This window comes from Chryseobacterium sp. WG14 (assembly GCF_024586945.1).
Lineage (GTDB): Bacteria > Bacteroidota > Bacteroidia > Flavobacteriales > Weeksellaceae > Chryseobacterium.
The window spans coordinates 336,026-355,518 of sequence record NZ_JALCZD010000005.1 but is presented as its reverse complement, the minus strand read 5'-3'; the positions used below and the strand labels follow the sequence as shown (position 1 = coordinate 355,518).

Genomic DNA, 19,493 nt, shown 5'->3' with positions numbered 1-19,493 from the left:
TTTTTAATGAAGCACTCTCTCTGTCAGTGGCGCTCCATATTTGCGAGTGCAAAAGTAAAACTTTATTTCGTAATGACCAAATGTTTTCGAAAGAAAATTTAAAGTTTATTTATTAACCTTAACTCCTTCTATAACCCTTAATCTCCTATACTCCTGCGCTCCCGTATTGGGACTGCAAAGATACAAATCTTTTTTACTTCCGCAACTTTTATTTCTAAAAATTTTGAAGCCTTTTTTTAGACTTATTTTCTTTTCGAGTATCCTGTTTTATGCTTATCTAAAAGCCCTTCTGCGCTTACTGATCTTCTTTCGTTTTTCAGTGCGGCAAAGGTAAGCCAACTTACCTATACCAAACAAGTTTATGTAACAATAAATTCATATTACGTTCATTTTTTATCTTAACACGCTGGAACGTAAGGTGAAAAGTTTTAAACAAATGTTTGAGGAGTTATGAGTTATGAGTGAGGAGTTATGAGTTGTGAGTGATAGGTGATAGGTGATAGGTGATAGGTGATAGGTGATGGAAGTTATTCCATATATATGGTATTGTTCTTTTACTATATATTATTTATATGATCGGGTTGTCTTATCTGAAGGTACTGGATTTGGTTTTGGCTAAAGCCAATGGATGGGGTTTGTTTTATGTGGGCGGGCTAAAATATGTTTCCTATTGAACAGGTGTTCCGGAAAGAATGGGTTTATTATTGGCGGCTGGCTACTGGCGGCTGGCTATTGATCATTCACTATTGGCTATTGACCATTGACCGTTCACTTACTACCTTTTTATCAGGCTTCTTTTGTAATGTATCACTCCTACCCTAGCCCCGATAGTAACGGATACCCCGCAGCACAGCTTGGAAAATGGAGGGATACAGCGCAGGGAGCCATGCGCGAGGAGTATGAGTGGATAGCGGGAAAAAGCTCCTCTTGAGTTCGAGGGTTGGAGAGTCTGAGAGTTGGTGAGTTGGAGGGCTGGAGAGTTCGAGAGATGTAGAGACCTAGAGATCGAGAGGGGTTTGGGAGTGGAAAGTTGGAGGATTTGGAGTGAAATGAAGTTATATATTTTATATAGTAGTTTATTGATATATATGGTGTGTTATCCCCTGCTGTATACTTATATTGGCTATATGCTTTACTCTTATTCACTTTTTCAACGATCATAATAGATGTAATAGTCATAAAAAAGGGGAAACATTTTTTTTGATTGCTTACATTTGTAGTACATTCTGAATTTAAAGGATGAAATGAGTTTATCTATGATTGACAAGAAATATACGGAAACAGTTCATACAGATATGAACCACTACGAATATACTACGGTAACCCACGATGAAAATAAGGTAAGAGTCTACACACTGAAGAATGGTTTAAAGGTTTTCCTTGCCCAAAATTTTGATGCACCAAGAATTCAGACTTTCATTCCGGTAAGAACGGGAAGCAATAATGATCCGGCAGACAATACGGGATTGGCCCACTACCTTGAACATATGATGTTTAAAGGTACTTCTAAGATAGGAACTCAGGACTGGGAAAAAGAAAAGAAACTTATTGATCAGATTTCAGCACTTTATGAAGCCCATAAAGCAGAGCAGGATCCTGAAAAAAAGAAGGAAATCTATAAAAAAATAGATCAGATCTCTCAGGAAGCCAGTCAATATGCTATCGCCAATGAGTATGACAAAGCTATTTCGTCTTTGGGTGCTAGCGGAACCAACGCCCATACCTGGTTTGATGAAACGGTTTATAAGAATAATATTCCCAACAACGAGCTTGAAAAATGGCTGAAAATAGAGAAGGAAAGGTTTTCTGAAATCGTATTACGTCTTTTCCATACGGAGCTGGAATCTGTATACGAAGAATTCAACAGAGCCCAGGATAATGATTCCAGACTGGTGAACTATGAACTGATGGATGCTTTGTTTCCTACCCATCCTAACGGGCAGCAAACTACCCTAGGTAAGCCGGAACATTTAAAAAACCCTTCTATGGAAGCTATTCATAAATATTTTGATGAATATTATGTTCCTAATAATTATGCAATGGTATTGGTTGGAGATTTTGATTTTGAAGAAACAATCCAATTAATTGATCAGTATTTTGGGACTATTCCTTACAGAGAGCTTCCTGAGAAAACTCCGGTTATTGAAAAGCCCATCACTGAGGTTGTTACGAAAACGGTAAAAAGCCCCACTACTCCAAGGGTTCAGCTGGCCTGGAGAACGGATAGCTATGGTACAAGGGAAGCCATGCTTGCTGATATTGTAGCCAACATCCTTAGCAACAGAGGGGAGGCCGGTTTATTGGATCTCCATATTAATCAGACTCAAAAAATGTTGTGGGCACAGGCTTTTTCTGTAGGATTAAAACAATATGGCTATTTTTCTATTGTAGCTGTTCCCAAGGAAACACAGGCGTTGGATGAAGCGAAGGAAATGGTGCTGGAAGAAATTGAACTGATCAAAAAGGGAGATTTCCCTGATTGGATGCTTCCTGCTATTATTAATGATTTCAAACTTCAAAGAATGAAGGGCCTTGAAACGGCAGAAGGCCTGGCCACGACTCTTTATGACACGTATATAAAGGGAAGAACCTGGGAACAGGAACTTAATGAAATGGATGAATATTCCAGTTTCACCAAAGAAGATGTGATACATTTTGCCCAGGCATTCTTCAAAAACAATTATGTTGTTGTTTATAAAGAAAAAGGGGTTAATGATAAATTGGTACGGGTAGAAAATCCAGGCATTACTCCTGTTAAAATCAACCGTGATGCCCAATCTGAATTTTTACAAGAGATTTTGGCTGACCAGCCTGAAGATATCAAGCCTGAATTTATCGACTACCAAAAAGAAATTGCTACAGATCACGTTCGGGATAAAAAGCTAAGCTTTGTTAAAAATAAGCATAATGATATCGCCCAGGTACATTTCATTTTCCCTTTCGGAAGTGATAATGACAGAGATTTGGGAACTTCAACTCAATTCCTGCAATATGTGGGAACTCATAGGTTTTCTCCTGAAGATTTAAAGAAAGAATTCTTTAAAATAGGGGTCAGTAATGATTTTAAGACGACCAATAATCAGTTACTGATCACGTTAAGCGGACTGGAGGAAAATATTGAAAAAGGGATCAGCCTTTTGCAGCACTGGATGTATGAAGTAAAACCGGATCAGGAGATTTATACTCAATTTGTGGATACTATCCTGGAAAACCGTGAGGCTGTAAAGAAGGATAAAAACCGAATTATGACCGCCTTAACCACCTACACCAAACTGGGTAGTACTTCCCGGTTTTTGGATATTATTTCCAAGGAGGAGCTTGAAAGCAGTAAAGCAGAAGTTTTTACTGACCGAATGAAGAATCTATTCAAATATCCATATGAAATTTTTTTCTATGGAAAAGATTTTGAAAACTTTAAAGGATATATTGGAAAGTATATAGAAGCTGAAAGTCTTCAGATTCCGGCACCGAAGCTTTATCCAGAACCCAATACAGGAGGAAACGTATTTTTCATTAATTATGACATGGTTCAGATGGAAATGAGCAAAGCAGGAAAGGGAAATCCTGTCAATCCATCCAATTTTGGGAAAGTAAATGTCTTCAATGAGTATTTTGGAAGAGGATTATCCTCCATTGTTTTCCAGGAAATCCGTGAAAGCAAGAGTCTTGCCTATTCTGCTTATGTTTCTTACAGTGCCCATTCAGAACTGAACCATCCTGATTATATTACCACTTATATTGGTACTCAGCCGGATAAACTGATGATTGCTGTAGATACGATGAATGATTTGATGAGTGAGCTTCCGGAAGTTCCCTCTCAGTTTGAAAATTCAAAGAATGCCGCTTTAAAACAAATCGCTTCAACAAGGGTTACAAGGACTAATATATTTTTCAATACATTAAGACTGAAAAAACTGAATATTACTCACGATTTCAGAAAAGACATCTATGAGCAGATTCAGGTGCTGAAGTTTGAAGACCTCAAACAGTTTTATCAGGCAGAGATCAAACCTGTACATTTTAATACAGCTATTATCGGTAAAAAAGAAAACCTTAATATGGAAGCCGTAAGTAAAATGGGAACTTTTACAGAAGTAAGTTTACAGGATATTTTTGGACATTAATACATCTTCTATATTTAATAAAAGAACGGAAATATCTCCGTTCTTTTTTATTGATATTTAGCAAAAGAATCTTTCACAATTTCTTTGGCATTATTTTCTACATTTTGATAGGAATAGAAACCGTAAACTGTATCAAAGCTGAGCTCTTCAAATCGTTTTTCAATTCTTTTAATTTCATTCTGCGGGAGAGGAATTCTGTTCGGATAGCTTCTCATAGTAGCAAAATGTTTCATGGATGGGGATAAATACATCGTATCTCCAATTAAAAGCGTTCCTTTTTCACTCATCCAGGGAATTTCCAGAATAGAACTTCCATCAAAATGTCCACCTATATTATGAAGTGTTAGCTGATTCCAAAGCTTCATATGATCTCCTGTCCAGTATTCTACCAATCTTCCACCATTCACCACCCATTCTTTATCTTTTTCATGGATATAGATTTTACTGTTAAAAGCTTCTGCCCACATTTTCATAATTGAATAATAATGAGGGTGGGAAATTGCAATCGCTTTTAATCCTCCTTTTGATTTAATAAATTCTATCACTCCTTCATCCAGTAATGGGATACAATCCCACAATATATTTCCATCTTCTGAAATCACAAAAAGAGCACGCTGACCAATAGAAAACCGAGGGTTTACCACAAACTCATAAAGGTTATTATTGATTTTTTTTATTTTGACACTGTGCTCTTCTAAAAGTTTCTCGTGGCTGATCCAGGATTGCCCACTTTGGGGTACTGCCTGTCTTTCATCTTCACATATAATACAGGCATTATCCGTATAACTTTCCGGATATTGTGTACCACATTCAGCACACATTTTAAGTTTATTATCGCTCCCGTTCATAAGATTTTTATTTAAAATTACATAGATATAATATATTGCAATTCACTTATCCATAGAATTAACCTATACATAAAATCTTAAATTTCCCTTACGCATTAAAGATTACGATATCTTTATCAAATAAAAAAACCTATTTAATTTTTGATTAAATAGGTTCTTATCATTATTCTTTATTTGATTACTTTCATTTCATCAACAAGCCATTTTGAATCGGCAAATTTTTCAATGATGAACAGTATATATTTTGTATCCACCATGATGTTTCTGCTGAAACGGGGATCATAATTGATATCACTCATTGTACCCTCCCATTGCCTGTCAAAGTTAAGGCCTACTAAATTTCCGTTAGCATCCAGCGCAGGGCTTCCAGAATTTCCTCCGGTAGTATGGTTTGTTGCAGTAAATCCAACAGGAACATCTCCGGTCTTATCTTTATAGGCTCCAAAATCTTTCTTGTTATAAAGATCGATCAGTTTTTTAGGAACATCAAATTCATAATCTCCCGGCACATACTTTTCTATTACTCCGGCTAAGTGAGTCTGATATCCGTAAGAAACAGCATCTCTTGGTGCAGAGCCTTTTACTTTTCCGTATGTTACACGAAGGGTAGAATTGGCATCCGGAAAGAATTTTCTGTCTTTATCTGTTTCCATCTGTTGTGCCATAAACTTCTTCTGCAAAGCATCAATCTTGGCCTGAAGTGAAGTATATTGCGGATCAGCAGTTTTCATGTAAGTTTCTCTCATAGAAATGTACAATTGATAAACAGGATCTTTCTTCAACATTTTAATCAGCTTATCCTGATTAGAGAATCCTTTTTCAATATCAGCAGTCAGGGCAGCCCCGTTTACTGCTGTTCTTCCTGTGATGATAGAGCTTTTAGACATCTCTTCCACTACAGGGATGTTTGCATTTTCGTCTTTAAATTTATTAAATCCTGCCGGCAAAAACTGGGGTGCTGTTTTATTGGCATATAAAGCCAATAATTTAGCCGTTACTTTAGAATCCAGTTCTGCACTGTAGTCTTTATAGAAAGAGGATAATTTTGTTTTTAATTTTGCAAGTTCCTTTTCATCCATTCTCCCTGCTTCTACAGCAGTTATAAAGTCATAATAGTCACCTGCAAGCTTCAATGTTTCAGCATTTTTTACAACTTCTGTATAATAAGCGTTGTTTAATGCGTAAGGAGCCTGATCATTGTAAAATTTATTCAATTGATCTAAAGTAGACTTGATCTCAGGGTTTTTAGCGACAAGAGAACCTTCATACATTACTTTCTTTTCTACTGCATTGGATTTTTTCAATCCTTCTACCTCACCGATCCATTTTTTCCAATAATTGGCTACTGATGCATATTTTGAAGCATATTTGATACGTGTTTCACTATCGACACGCATTTTTTCGTCCAATGTTTTTAAAGCCACATCACGTACAGCAATTCTTGCAGGATCAATATCCTTCATGATCTTCTCTACAGCTACTGCAGGAAGATATTCTGTAGTTTTCCCTGGGAATCCGAATACAAAAGTGAAGTCATTTTCGTTTTTGTCTTTTATAGAAACCGGTAAATAATGTTTGGGAATATAAGGAACGTTATCTTTTGAAAACTCTGCAGGCTTATTGTTTTTGTCTGCATAGATTCTGAACATTGAGAAATCTCCGGTATGTCTTGGCCAAACCCAGTTATCTGTATCGCTACCGAATTTTCCTATACTTTGTGGTGGAGCTCCTACAAGACGGATATCTTTATAGGTCTCGATGGTATAAGCGTAATACTTGTTTCCATAGTACATTGGCTTTACTAAGATCGATTGGTATGATTCAGTTTTCTGAGAGTTTTTGTAAACCTCAATATTGTTATTGATCTTTTTAGTAAGCTCAGGTTCTGTAAGGTTATCTGTACCCTCCAACACCTGGTATGTCACTTCTTTTATATCTACAATAAAGTCTACTTTTACTCCTGGATTAGGTAATTCACCAGTCATATTTTTAGCCCAGAAACCATTTGAAAGCAGGTCGTTCTGAACTGTAGAATGTGCCTGAATCTGCCCATAACCACAGTGGTGATTGGTAAGCAACAGTCCTTTAGGCGAAATAATTTCTGCGGTACATCCACCGTTAAACTGTACTACTGCATCTTTAATACTCGGCTTCTGAGGGTTGAAAATGTCTTTGGCAGAAATCTTCATTCCCAAATCCTTCATTTCCTTCTCATTCAGTTCTGTAGGAATCCACATTCCTCCATATTGTTGTGCAAATGCCATTGCAGCCGGCAAAAGAAATACGGATAAAAGTATCTTTTTTGTCATAATCATAATTTTGCCCGAATTTACGAAGAAAAATACGAACAGGCTTCATAAAACGGGTGTAAAGTTGGAATGGATATTTTTAGAGAATGGAGATAGTAAATTTCAGATGACAGACTTTTGAAATTGAGATAGAACTGAGGTATTGAATATGACCATATCAATAGTGAATTTTTTGCTCCGCAAAGTAAATAGTGAATGTAGTATCCGTAAAAATTCACAAGCGAAGCAAATTGACCATTCATCTACTCTCCCACTCTCAAACCCTCAAACTCTCAAACTCTCCCACCTTATATGGCTTGGTTTTTGTTCGATGCCAGTCAGTTTAAAATTAACAATATTTAAATAATTATTATGATGAAAAACAAAATGTTTATCCTGGGAATCGGGGCTGCTTTATTTCTTGCTTCTTGTTCTAAAAAAGATACAACAACTGAAACAATAGGTTCTACAACAGATTCTGCCAGTGTGCAACCTACTCCTACAGACAGTATTTCAAAGGCCACTCCTACTGCTGCGGGTGACACTTCTGAAAATGCATTGGATTGGAATGGTACTTATGAGGCTGTTGTTCCGTGTGCTGACTGCCCTGGTATCAAGACTTCTTTAACATTGAATAACGACAAAACATTTATTATCAATGAGGAGTATCTTGAAAGAAATTCAAAGAGTCAGGATAAAGGATCTTTTGAATGGGATACCACAGGAAGCATCATTACACTGAAAGGTAAAACAGCCAACTATAAATATAAGGTTGGAGAAAACATACTTATCCAGCTGGATATGGACGGAAAAGAAATTGACGGTCCCAATAAAGATCTATATGTCTTCAAGAAAAAATAAAGGCTCAGGCCTTTATTTTTTTGCTTTATATTAAAACTGATAGGCTATGATTTTCTCATCATCCATCAGGCAACTGATGACTTCTTCATGATGGTTATTTTTTCCTGTAAGTCTCCAGGTAACGGATAAATTCCCTTGTGTATACTGCTGTTTGATCATCATATATTGCAGGTGATGTTCTTTAAAAATAGCCTCACAATGTTTCACATCTTCCGAACCTGCTACTGATATTTTATACTCCCTGATCTTATGATAATTGTCTATAAAGGTCTGAAGATAGGTAAGAGAACTCAAAATCAAGAGAACAAGCACTGTTCCTAACAGGGAAAAATAAACATATCCTGATCCTACCGCCATTCCTATTGAGGCTGTAGCCCAAATTGTGGTGGCAGTGGTGATCCCATCGATCTTGTTATCGCCTTTAAAAATAACCCCGGCTCCCAGAAACCCAATTCCTGTAATAATATTGGCTGCAAGGCGGTCCGGATTGGCAACTCCTATTTTAATAGAAAGAATGGTGAATAGACAGGAACCAAAACAGACTAAAATAAATGTACGAAGGCCAGCCGACTTATTGCGGTATTCACGTTCAGCACCAATCAGCAATCCAAGGATAACTGAAATAAAAATCAGTATAAGTTCGTTTTTAACGGTATAATGGTCCTGAAGAAATTCCATTTAAAAAAAATTAAGTGTAGAATAAAATTACGACAAAAAAATTTACGGAACTATTTTTGAATTCAGACTTTATCCGGATATTAAAAATTCCTTTTTAACGGAAAACTTTTGTAATATTACAGTCTCAATAGGAAGCCAATTATAGTATGGAAGCTACTTTTTTTGCTACAAAAGAAGAATTCAGAGAATGGTTGGAAAAACACCATACAGAAGAAAAAGAGCTGTTAGCAGGATTCTATAAAACCGGAAGTGGGAAACCTTCTATGAGCTGGTCTGAATCTGTAGATCAGGCTTTGTGTTTTGGCTGGATAGATGGTGTAAGAAAATCCATAGACCACGAAAGGTATTCTATACGGTTTACCCCAAGAAAATCCGGGAGTATCTGGAGTCTTATCAATATCAAAAAGGTAGAAGAGCTTTCAAAGGCAGGTCTTATGACCCCTTCAGGTCAACAGGTATTTGCACTTAGAAAAGAAGAAAAATCCGGTATTTATTCTCATGAAAAGGAGAATATACTGCTGGCTCCAGTTTATAAAGACCAGTTTATGGCTCATACAACTGCCTGGAATTTTTTTGAAGCCCAGCCTCCTTCTTATAAAAGGGTAATCATCCATTGGATTATGAGTGCAAAACAGGAAAAGACAAGGCTTTCAAGATTGGAAAAAGCAATTGACAAAAGTGGACAATTAAAAAGATTAGAATAAATTTACAATACAAAAAAAATAATTTATGGATAAGGAAACTTCTCACTTCTGGCTGGGATATTTTAAAAATGAGGAAGACTTTTATGACTTTGTAGAAGAGGATGAAAATTTTTATATAGAAGAAGAAACTGATGACCAATATGTTTCAAAATTTGCAGAATCACAGAATATAAAATGGTTTGATGACGATTTTATAGAGTATGGCTTTGAGAATGAAAATCTGGGAATTTATGAAAAGTTTTCAGAGTATTCGTATGCAGACCAATGGCTTCCTGTACTGGAAAGCAAACTCAATGAGCTTAGCCTCGATACTCCGGTCAACGCCATTATCTTTGCCAGCAGATTTGTTATTCCTAACCCTGTTTCTGTAGAGCAGGATGACAACAAACTGTATTATATTGGTGAGATTGAATTTGACGTTTAAATTATAACAGAGGTTTTCACATTCTTATGAACAGGAAATTCTTACTTCTTACTATCATCCTGATCCTGCTTACCATAGCAGTTTACATTTTTGAATATTATGTAGGGAATTATCCGCGCATGTTTAACCTCATCTATAGTAGTAAAGAATGCAGATTAGAATACCTGGCTGTAATATTCGGTGTTACAGCTTTGGTTTCTTATCTGATAAGCAGCTTGGATATTAAAGGTTTAAGTTTCAAAACTAAATTTTTAAGGATCTTTCCGATAGTCAATTTTCCGGTTCTGGCATTTTTTATTTATTTATCAATCAACGGATGGGTAGAAAAACAAAGAAAAGTCTCAGCAATAGAAAATAGGTATTCCCAACAGGCTACCCAGGATATTAAAAATGATCAGGTTACTATACAATTTGGCGGAGGGTTTCCATTATTATTACATGACCCTGCAACGCTCAATAAAATTGACAGTATTCGGAAAAGGTATGGAGTAAGATATATCAATACCGGTTGTGTGATTGATGGCTTTGAAACCACAGGCCAGGAAAAATATTCAGAAATAGTATATCCCTATCTTGACCGGAGAAACGGCAAAGGGTGGGAAGACAGAATGCAGAAAGAGATTAACACTGTGAAGAAAAATTCTCATCCTTAAAGCCATCCGACTCATAAACATCTTATTTTGAAAAGTACAGCTTCTTCTAAAGCCCCAAGAATTTCCTTTTTTACAGAGACTTTCTATTTCTATAGCTCTTATTTTCGCAATAACCAGTCTGCAGATTTACTGGTCTGTGGGACAGTTTTCCGACCATACCTCAAGTAGTTGTCTGGAATGCAGTCTCTTTGAATATACTATTTACATGTCTGCTGTTACGAGTGTATTCTTATCGGCTATTTTCCTTTTATTTTCCTTTGTAAAAAAGATTTTCATTAAGGTAGCTATTGAGTTTCTATTATTAATAAGTCTGTGGATATTCTGGAACTACAGCATTTTTGTGGACAGAGAGTCTTCGTGGAGTACCTATGACTTTAAATCAGAACTTTATTATACACTAACTCTTTCCTCTTTGTCGGTTATTATTCTTGGATGTATCTGCATTTTACTATTACATTATAAAGAAATAAAAGCTAGATGGATAGTTTATAAAAAACATAAACTTTAATTTTCAAAGTACGGCAAACCGTAAATAATTTTCAAATGTTCAAAATATTTTTGTACATGAAAAAATTATAATTATGTCATTAACTCAATGTCCTCAATGTCAAAAATACATAAATTCCACTGTTGTTTTTTGTCCTCAATGTGGTTATTCAATCAAAGCTGATCCAAAACAAAAAAATTCAGATGTTCCCTCTTCTCATACTCCTAAAAAACAAAATAACGGATGTGGTATTGTTTTGTTATTTATAGGGATATTGTTTATAATATTTTTAATTAAAACATGTTCTGAAACAAAAGATCATTCTAATTCTACAAGTGAAACAGTTAGCCAATTCTCTAAAGAGGACAGTATTAAAAATAAAGCAAAAATTGACAGCATAGATCAACAACAAAAAATTGAAAATGAAAAATTCTTAAAAACCAAAGCCGGGAAAATTCATAAAAAACATCCTGAATGGTCAAGAGAAGACTGCATTAAAATTTCTGAACATAAGATTTGGATTGGAATGCATTATGATATGCTGGTATATATAAGAGGCAGACCGAATAACATAAATACCTCAAATTATGGAGATGGGCCTAATTATCAGGCTTGTTGGCATGATTATGATCCGTCTTGTTTTTATTTTGCCGAAAGCCAAATTATTACTTCTTATAATTAAAAAAGGTGAGCTGATAGTGGCTCACCTTTTTAATTATTTTTTAGAATGTAACGTCTATTAATGCGCTTCCAGCCAGTTATCTCCGACACCAATTTCTACCAGTAAGGGAACCTGTGTTTTTAAGGCATTCTCCATTTCTTTTTTTATCAGTTTTGAGGCTGCTTCTACTTCATCTGCAGGGGTTTCAAATACCAATTCGTCATGTACCTGAAGGAGCATCTTTGTTTTTAACTGCTGTTCTTCAAGTTCTCTGTCTATTTTGATCATAGCAATTTTTACAATGTCTGCTGCGCTTCCCTGAACCGGAGCATTAACGGCATTTCTTTCTGCATGTCCTCTTACAACAAAATTGTTGGAATTGATATCTTTTAAATGGCGTTTTCGCCCCAGAATAGTTTCTACATATCCCATTTCACGTGCTTTATTCACCTGTTCTGCCATGTACTTCTTCAGTTTTGGATAAGTCTCAAAATAGGCCTCTATCATCTGCTTAGCTTCCGTACGGGACAATCCGGTCTGTTCTGCCAAAGCAAAAGCTCCCTGTCCGTAAATGATTCCAAAGTTTACCGTTTTTGCCTGGCTTCTCTGTACTTTAGACACTTCCTCCAATGGAATTTTAAATAGCTTAGCTGCTGTAGAAGCGTGAATATCTTCTCCGTCCTGGAAAGCTTTGATCATATTATCTTCTCCGGAAATCTCGGCAATAAGACGAAGTTCAATCTGTGAATAATCGGCAGAGATGATTTTCTTCCCTTCTCCGGAAACAAAAGCTCCACGAATCTGCTGGCCTCTTAATGTTCGGATCGGAATATTCTGAAGGTTAGGATTCACACTTGCCAGACGGCCTGTAGCGGCTGTAGTCTGTGAAAAATTGGTATGTACCCTGTTATCTTCTTTCTCAATCTGTGAAGGAAGAGCGTCTACATAAGTGGATTTTAATTTCTGATAGGTTCTGTATTCCAGGATATGCTTGATGATTTCATGTTTTGAAACCAGCTTTTGAAGTACATCTTCTGAGGTAGCATACTGTCCTGTTTTTGTTTTTTTAGCTTTAGGGTCAAGCTGCATTTTCTCAAAAAGAATTTCCCCGAGCTGTTTAGGTGAATTCATATTGAATTCTTCTCCTGAAAGTTTAAAGATGGTGCTTTCCAGCTGCTTCAGGTCATTTTCAAGATCAATACTTTCCTGTGCCAGCCACTTTTCATCCAAAGAAATTCCGGAAAGTTCCATTTTCGCGAGAACTTCCATCAGAGGCATTTCAATCGTATAGAAAAGCTCTTCTAAATTTTCTTTTTTCAGCTGTGGAGCAAACAGCTCATACAGCTGGAAGGTAACATCTGCATCTTCTGCAGCGTAATCTGTTTGTGTCCTAAGATCAGCATCTCTGAAAGTTCCCTGATTTTTACCTTTTTTTCCGATAATGGTTTCAATAGAAACTGGTTTATAGTTCAGATACACTTCTGAAAGATAATCCATACCATGCCTTCCATCCGGATTCAGCAGGTAATGGGCAATCATGGTATCGAACATAGCCCCTTTAACGGTGATGTCGTATTGTTTTAATATTTTATAATCAAACTTTAAGTTGTGAGCAATTTTCAGCAGATCTTCTTTTTCAAAAAACGGTCTGAAAATCTCCAGTGTTTGCAAGACTTCTCCTTTATCTTCAGACAAAGGAATATAATAAGCCAGACCTTTTTTATAAGAGAAACTCATTCCTACCAGTTCTGCTTCCAGTTCATTTAATGACGTGGTCTCTGTATCAAAGCAAACGGCCTGTTGTTTCAATAAATTATTAACCAGTGCCTTTTGGGCTTTTGGATTATCTACAAACTGATAAAGGTGGTCATTCTGCTCAATGGTGGATTTCGTGGAGGTTGCCTGATCCAGTTCTTCGAAATTAGCAAAAAGGTCAAGCTGCATCACCTGTCCTTTTACTTCAGTACCTGCCGGAGTTTGTTTTACTTCAATTTCGCTTACCACTACTGTTTCTGTTGCTGCAGGCGCAAAAGCTCTGTACAGGTTTTCATAGAGTCTTCGGAACTCAATTTCTTCAAAAACCTCCTTTACTTTTTCAAAATCCGGAGTCTCCAGGTCATATTGTTCCTGATGGAATTCTACAGGAGCATCACAAATAATAGTGGCCAGCTTTTTAGACAAAATTCCCCGCTCTGCAGAAGCTTCTACCTTTTCTTTTAATTTTCCCTTCAGTTTATCAGTGTTTGCCAATAAAGTTTCGATATTTCCGAATTCTTTCAGGAACTTCATTGCTGTTTTTTCTCCAACACCTTCCAGTCCCGGGATATTATCTACAGCATCTCCCATCATAGCAAGGAAATCGATAACCTGCTTGGGATCTTCAATTTCATATTTTGCCTTTACTTCTTCTACTCCCAGAATTTCTATATCTCCCCCTTTTAAACCCGGCTTATAAATTTTAATATGATCAGTAACCAGCTGTGCAAAATCTTTATCCGGTGTTACCATAAAGGTGGTATAGCCTTCTTTTTCTGCTTTGCAGGCAATAGTTCCTATCACGTCATCCGCTTCATAGCCTTCTACTCCCAAAATAGGAATATGCATCGCCTCCAAAATCCTGTGAATGTATGGAACAGCAATTTTGATTGCTTCAGGAGTTTCACTTCTGTTAGCTTTATAATCTGCAAAATCATCAGTTCTTACACTTGCTCTTCCTACATCAAAAACTACGGCCAGATGGCTTGGTTTTTCTCTTCTGATCAATTCAATCAAAGAATTTGTAAAACCGAAGATGGCAGAAGTATCCAAACCTTTGCTCGTGAGTCTCGGATTTCTGATCAGTGCGTAATATCCTCTGAAAATCATCGCATAAGCATCGATGAGAAATAGCCTTTTATCTTGTGTTGCGTCCATATTGTCTATAATGAACAAATATATGAAAATAGGAGCAAAATTCGAGATATGAGTTGTGAGGTTCGGGATGCGGGATGTGAGTTTTTGGTCTCCGTTTTTAAAATTTACAATAAAAGCTGTTGGTATTGGCTTCTATCTCTTATCTCGCACAGAAATCATAAAGTCACATAAGATTTATAACACTTTAGTTATCTGAGGTATCAGCTTTATGCATTAATAAAGTTGTGAAAATAATCTCACGTAATTTTAAAGAAAATCAAAGATTTTTTGCTTAAGTGTACTTTTTATTTTCAATCAGTTTAAACTTAAAATAAACTAAAGTGTTTATAGCATTTCACTCAGTTTTTGTGACTCAATTTTTAATTGGTTTAAACAGGTTGAGTATTATTACACTAATTAAAATGAAATAACGCTTTTAGAATAAAATTTTTTGTTTCTAAAAAACAGATGATCTGCAGGGTTCATTTTTTTACTTGGAAAAATTGTGACAGGTCTAAGCTATCCCCAGTTTAAAAAAAATCCCTTTACTGTTATAATAAAGCAAAACAGCATACCCAAGAGTACACTGTTCTGTATTATTTTTGTTTGGTTTACGGCTTATTTACCTGGCCATAATCCTGCATACTGAGAAGTACCGTAGTCGATTGTTTCAGCACTTACTACGAAACTGATCAACATACTGTTGCTGTCAATAGCATCGAAATCTACTTCGTGCTGAATTACATATCCGTTTTCCCAGTTCAAAGTAATTAATGTTCCTTCTTCGTGAGATTTGTTGAATGTAATTTCTCCTTTAGTAGGCTTATACTTTCCGTTCAATAAACTTTCAAGGATATCAGACTTTTCAGTTGCTTCTACTGTTACTTTAATTAATGCGTTAGAAGGATCTGATGCTACACGTCCGGATACATCAGTAGCTCTGGATACACTGTAGTTCATTTTTAATAATTTTTGTCCTTCGCCTCCGTTGAATTTTAAAATTCCTCTTGAATTTCTTTCTGCCATGATTTGTAAATTTTAATCGTTAGTAATAAATTGTTATTCAATAATTATATAGCAAAGATAAAGACCCTGGTATGGAAAAAAAAGCTTTTGATAAGAAATCTGAAATTTTGTAGTAGTTCTACGATTTTATGTCGTAATTCTACGACAATAGAGTTAAATGGCTCCCCAATCGCTTATTAATAAATATTTTATCCATAATTCAAAAACAGCAATAACATATACATTAATACACTTTTATGGGAAATATTTTAATATAAAGACTCTATTATTTTGATTTTTAAAATTATTCTGGCGGGTACTTTTTGTACAGGTTTGGATAAAAGACAATATTTAAAATTGAATGTTTGAATACCCAATTATCTATTTAATAATTCTTTCTTAAATATAAGGACCCCATCCAACTAAAAATATCTACCTTTTAATCTTGTCTATATGATTAAATTGAAGATTGCAAAAAAAATATTCTGATGCTTCATCTAAAATACAAAATATATTTATTGTTAATTTTGTTCGGCTTTGATTGTTACCCCACCTCCTGATTGGTTTTCAAATGAATCCGCTAATACATTAAAAGTCCATTCATTAAGAGGAGATACCAGTAAGGGAAGTATAAGCCCTACCCCATTTATTCCTCCAAAGCCTTTAGCGGTCTCAGCTTTCATGCCTTTGTTGGTTTCTGCCTTATGTTCATTAATTACTCTATTACCTTTATTGCTTGTTTTTATTCTTGGAAGAATTTTCCCGCTGTTTTTTCTCTTCATTGCTTCTACAGCCTGAGCTCCAGATCTGGTTTTCTTCATTTCAGCTACTATTTCCGCAATTCTCGCCTCACGTTGTGCACGGGTACCTTTCAGTTCCATGATTTCTTTGATATACTTTTCGTTCTGTTTTTGTCTGTACTTGTCATAAGAATGATAAAGAAGGTTTTCGGCTGCACTTGTTTGTGATGTCCCTATATATGGATCATCAGGTGTATCCACAGTAAAGGGTCCTTCTAATTCTTTACGGGAAGCCAGCATCTGATCGTAAGCAGTACTTTTGTCATCGCTACTGAACATTCCCTGCATTCCCTGTGCTTCCAAATAGGAAATGGGCTGAAATATAAGATATGCACCTACTATTCCTACTGCAGCTTCTTTTCCTCCTGCAAAAAGGCCTGCCCCTAATCCGCCACCGGTAGCAGTGAAGGCTGTTCCACCAGAAAATCCTATAGCGTAACCGAAAAGTCCACTGATTACAGCTGTTAAACTTACTTCGCCCCAATTTCTGAAAGCCACATTTTTCGCAGCAGCGTTCGCTTCTCCTTCATCTAAAAATGGTGTAAGAATTCCCGGGCCGGCAGAACAGGTAAGAAATGATTTTTGGGTAAGCGCTTTATGTCCTTCGAATTTAACACTTGCGTGAGGATTAACCCATTCTACAAGATTAGGATTACATTTTGTACTATTTGATGCTATAATCACTGTTGCCGCAACAGCCAGTGCTCCCAGAACGACAGCTCCCACTCCCAAAGTACAAACTGAAAACGCTACAGCAAGTCCAAGGGCTAAACCAGCCACTAAAAATGACCATGCAGCAGCTTTTCCCCAATTGCTTTTACACTCGAAATCATCCTTTAGTACCATATCTACTTCTGTAAGCAATGGTTGTTTTTCCGATTTATAGACAACAGAAAGATTCCACATTTTAGAATCTACAAGCAAAACTCCCGGGGAGGGATCCATCTGATAGCTACAGACTACATGTGTTTCCTGAGGAAGATACCTACTCATAATTTATAAATTTTCTTTATTTGGTTTTTATTTGTACCTACAGCAATTTCAGGGGAAAACACATTGAGCTCCCAATAATCACTAATAGAATTTACAATCTTTGGAGTCACAAAATTCAATGAATATGTATTTTTATCTTTTGTATAAAACAATATCCGCAAAACTTTATGATCACCCGCATTCTCTACAATATGTACTTCATTTACCTTTTTTTTCGGTAAAATAATTTGCCCGGAACCTTTAAAAATCAATGTATCTGCTGACAATTCAATAGTTTTAACTCCAGAAGTAAAATAAAAGTACAGATATACCAGAAAACAATATAAGAATAGGAAAGGAAGTGTTACCAAAATCTCTAAAAACACATTCCCAGTCCTTGTAATTACGCCAATATCATTTTTGAAAGGTTCCATTATATTCCTAAAAAGCAGCATAAATGCAAAGCCTGATACACAGAAAATAATGAACTTCATTTTTGGGTTTTTAATCAAAAAAGAACTCACCGGAATCTGCTCAGCACTAGTTATTCTCTTACTCGTTTTACCTCTCTGTAAATCCATTAAAAAGTCATTATATTCTTCTGCACTGCTTTGAAAAGGATGTTTTGAGACTGTAATTTTTTCGGCCTTCAATGGGAGAAGAATTTTATTATTCTCTATTTTTATTTCATTTTTGGATATTGTATAATTATTCTTTTTGTACTCAATACTGACTGATTGATCATCAACTTCCCTGATACTGCCGATTGGTGAAAAACTATAATCCAGAATTTTATAGAGAACAATACAGTGAAACAAATAAAACACAAAGAGTACAAAATACAGAAAAGTTCTATCTATTTTAAGACTTGGAGTATGAAGTACAAAATCAAGATATTCCCATCCCGGTACAAAATAAGAATATATAAGAACAATAAATAGTGCTGCAAGCACAACACCTATTTTTTTGCCACTGTTTAAAGTCTTTATAAAAATCATTTTTTTCTAGAATTATTAATGTTCCTTATATCTTTCTCAGATTAAATATGCATTCGGATTTTATATTATTCTCTATATTTTCAATAATTGACAATTCTGCTTTTTCCAGAGTTTTTGTCTTCAGATTATAAGTGAATAGATTTCTTAAATCCAGCTTATATTCAGAAAACTTATATTTTATAAGAGGCTGATGATACTTTTCATATCCTTTGGTTACTTTTTCCAAGAGTTCCTCAGATTCCACTGTTTCCCAAACTTTTCTAATAGTAATGAGGTCTTCTTCTTTTTTAATAATATCATATCTCACAGTCATAGGTACAAGTACATCAGGAAAAAGCTGAGATTGATAAGTGTATTCTTCTCTTTCCATATTTTCTTCGCTGCAATAAAGATATTTGTCCAATAATGTAAGGTAAAAAAGATCTCTGTTATAGTCCTTTTCATCATTATATTTATCAGAAAACTGAAAATCTCCTTCTTGCAGAAGCTTTACATATTCCTGCGGCTTGGTCTGTTTTATAACTTTTACAAATTCAATTTCATTGAGTCTTTCATTTTTAAATTTGTCCCAATTTACTTTTAATTTATCTTTATCAACAAGTCTGGAAAACCTCCCCAGCTTATCGATTTCTACCAAACAGTTATTTCTGATATAATCAACTTCAGACACGAAATCAAAAACACGTGACAATGCCGGTGGATTAAACTCATAAAAGAAGTCGCAAAGCTTAACCTGTACCAAGTGATGTGGCAGATTAAATTTCACATCATATTCTTTTTTAAGCTGGGAATAACTTTTTACCTCATCCTCAATTCTGGTTATATTCAGTTGCTCAGTTCTGTATCTGCTTTCTTGTTCAAATACGGTATAATCAATATTTTTTTTCTCCTCTTTATTCTTTTGATAAGGGATGATAACAGTCTTAATATGGATAGGCAGGTAATCCCCAAAAAATTGCTGGGTAAGGGGCGAATATAAATTATGAAAGGCTAGCAGCTCTTTGCCCGTCATCTGATATTTTTCTGCTATTGATTCTAATGTATCTCCTTTTTTTATCTGATGCGTACTGTATTCCATACAATGGATTTCTGGTTATT

General features: G+C 35.6%; 14 protein-coding genes. 6 read left to right on the top strand and 8 right to left on the bottom strand.

The genetic code is table 11. The features are described from left to right. The first annotated feature begins 1,256 nt into the window (after positions 1-1,256). Positions 1,257-4,124, top strand: a complete 2,868-nt coding sequence (locus tag MP478_RS11625; protein WP_257200537.1) for a pitrilysin family protein — start codon at positions 1,257-1,259, stop codon at positions 4,122-4,124. 47 nt (positions 4,125-4,171) lie between these two features. On the opposite strand, the gene MP478_RS11620 is transcribed toward MP478_RS11625, so the two are convergent. Together MP478_RS11620 and MP478_RS11615 are read right to left on the bottom strand one after the other, a co-directional pair. Then, a complete protein-coding gene (locus tag MP478_RS11620) occupies positions 4,172-4,972 on the bottom strand; it encodes a hypothetical protein (RefSeq protein WP_257200536.1) in 801 nt (266 codons plus the stop codon). Positions 4,973-5,142: 170 nt separating this feature from the next. Beyond that, positions 5,143-7,281 (bottom strand): S46 family peptidase, encoded by a 2,139-nt coding sequence (locus MP478_RS11615; protein ID WP_257200535.1) that lies wholly within the window; start codon positions 7,279-7,281, stop codon positions 5,143-5,145. Positions 7,282-7,632: 351 nt separating this feature from the next. On the opposite strand from MP478_RS11615, the gene MP478_RS11610 reads away from it, so the two are divergent. Then, positions 7,633-8,121: a copper resistance protein NlpE gene (locus tag MP478_RS11610; RefSeq protein ID WP_257200534.1), complete on the top strand. Its 489-nt coding sequence runs from the start codon at positions 7,633-7,635 to the stop codon at positions 8,119-8,121. Positions 8,122-8,151: 30 nt separating this feature from the next. On the opposite strand, the gene MP478_RS11605 is transcribed toward MP478_RS11610, so the two are convergent. After that, positions 8,152-8,799, bottom strand: coding sequence for an MgtC/SapB family protein (locus MP478_RS11605; RefSeq protein WP_230040857.1), 648 nt, complete (start codon positions 8,797-8,799; stop codon positions 8,152-8,154). A 146-nt stretch (positions 8,800-8,945) separates the two neighbouring features. Between MP478_RS11605 and MP478_RS11600 the strand changes: the two genes are divergently transcribed. From MP478_RS11600 to MP478_RS11585, 4 genes are all read left to right on the top strand, one after another. Then, positions 8,946-9,503, top strand: coding sequence for a YdeI family protein (locus MP478_RS11600; protein ID WP_257200533.1), 558 nt, complete (start codon positions 8,946-8,948; stop codon positions 9,501-9,503). A 25-nt stretch (positions 9,504-9,528) separates the two neighbouring features. Further along, complete coding sequence (locus MP478_RS11595; RefSeq protein WP_230040859.1) at positions 9,529-9,927, top strand: immunity 22 family protein; 399 nt, start codon at positions 9,529-9,531, stop codon at positions 9,925-9,927. A gap of 26 nt (positions 9,928-9,953) precedes the next feature. After that, the gene (locus tag MP478_RS11590; protein ID WP_257200532.1) at positions 9,954-10,580 is read left to right on the top strand and encodes a hypothetical protein; all 627 of its coding nucleotides are present in this window, start codon (positions 9,954-9,956) and stop codon (positions 10,578-10,580) included. Between the two features lie 581 nt (positions 10,581-11,161). Further along, the gene (locus tag MP478_RS11585; RefSeq protein ID WP_230040862.1) at positions 11,162-11,749 is read left to right on the top strand and encodes a hypothetical protein; all 588 of its coding nucleotides are present in this window, start codon (positions 11,162-11,164) and stop codon (positions 11,747-11,749) included. 57 nt (positions 11,750-11,806) lie between these two features. Here MP478_RS11585 and polA read toward each other — a convergent pair whose 3' ends face one another. The 5 genes from polA to MP478_RS11560 form a co-directional block, all read right to left on the bottom strand. Then, positions 11,807-14,641, bottom strand: coding sequence for a DNA polymerase I (polA, locus tag MP478_RS11580; RefSeq protein WP_257200531.1), 2,835 nt, complete (start codon positions 14,639-14,641; stop codon positions 11,807-11,809). A 597-nt stretch (positions 14,642-15,238) separates the two neighbouring features. Next, complete coding sequence (gene tssD / locus MP478_RS11575) at positions 15,239-15,646, bottom strand: type VI secretion system tube protein TssD (RefSeq protein ID WP_257200530.1); 408 nt, start codon at positions 15,644-15,646, stop codon at positions 15,239-15,241. A 500-nt stretch (positions 15,647-16,146) separates the two neighbouring features. Further along, positions 16,147-17,418 (bottom strand): DUF4280 domain-containing protein, encoded by a 1,272-nt coding sequence (locus MP478_RS11570; protein WP_257200529.1) that lies wholly within the window; start codon positions 17,416-17,418, stop codon positions 16,147-16,149. Continuing rightward, entirely contained in the window at positions 17,415-18,395 is a 981-nt protein-coding gene (locus tag MP478_RS11565) for a hypothetical protein (protein WP_257200528.1), read from the bottom strand. Before MP478_RS11565 ends, MP478_RS11570 begins: the two co-directional genes overlap by 4 nt. A gap of 25 nt (positions 18,396-18,420) precedes the next feature. Further along, positions 18,421-19,473: a LysM domain-containing protein gene (locus tag MP478_RS11560; protein ID WP_257192243.1), complete on the bottom strand. Its 1,053-nt coding sequence runs from the start codon at positions 19,471-19,473 to the stop codon at positions 18,421-18,423. Positions 19,474-19,493: the final 20 nt, after the last annotated feature.

Bases quoted from the DNA above. Each gene is read 5' to 3' on its own strand.
- MP478_RS11625 (WP_257200537.1), top strand. From the start codon at position 1,257: ATGATTGACAAGAAATATACGGAAACAGTTCATACAGATATGAACCAC.
- MP478_RS11620 (WP_257200536.1), bottom strand. From the start codon at position 4,972: ATGAACGGGAGCGATAATAAACTTAAAATGTGTGCTGAATGTGGTACA.
- MP478_RS11615 (WP_257200535.1), bottom strand. From the start codon at position 7,281: ATGACAAAAAAGATACTTTTATCCGTATTTCTTTTGCCGGCTGCAATG.
- MP478_RS11610 (WP_257200534.1), top strand. From the start codon at position 7,633: ATGATGAAAAACAAAATGTTTATCCTGGGAATCGGGGCTGCTTTATTT.
- MP478_RS11605 (WP_230040857.1), bottom strand. From the start codon at position 8,799: ATGGAATTTCTTCAGGACCATTATACCGTTAAAAACGAACTTATACTG.
- MP478_RS11600 (WP_257200533.1), top strand. From the start codon at position 8,946: ATGGAAGCTACTTTTTTTGCTACAAAAGAAGAATTCAGAGAATGGTTG.
- MP478_RS11595 (WP_230040859.1), top strand. From the start codon at position 9,529: ATGGATAAGGAAACTTCTCACTTCTGGCTGGGATATTTTAAAAATGAG.
- MP478_RS11590 (WP_257200532.1), top strand. From the start codon at position 9,954: ATGAACAGGAAATTCTTACTTCTTACTATCATCCTGATCCTGCTTACC.
- MP478_RS11585 (WP_230040862.1), top strand. From the start codon at position 11,162: ATGTCATTAACTCAATGTCCTCAATGTCAAAAATACATAAATTCCACT.
- polA (WP_257200531.1), bottom strand. From the start codon at position 14,641: ATGGACGCAACACAAGATAAAAGGCTATTTCTCATCGATGCTTATGCG.
- tssD (WP_257200530.1), bottom strand. From the start codon at position 15,646: ATGGCAGAAAGAAATTCAAGAGGAATTTTAAAATTCAACGGAGGCGAA.
- MP478_RS11570 (WP_257200529.1), bottom strand. From the start codon at position 17,418: ATGAGTAGGTATCTTCCTCAGGAAACACATGTAGTCTGTAGCTATCAG.
- MP478_RS11565 (WP_257200528.1), bottom strand. From the start codon at position 18,395: ATGATTTTTATAAAGACTTTAAACAGTGGCAAAAAAATAGGTGTTGTG.
- MP478_RS11560 (WP_257192243.1), bottom strand. From the start codon at position 19,473: ATGGAATACAGTACGCATCAGATAAAAAAAGGAGATACATTAGAATCA.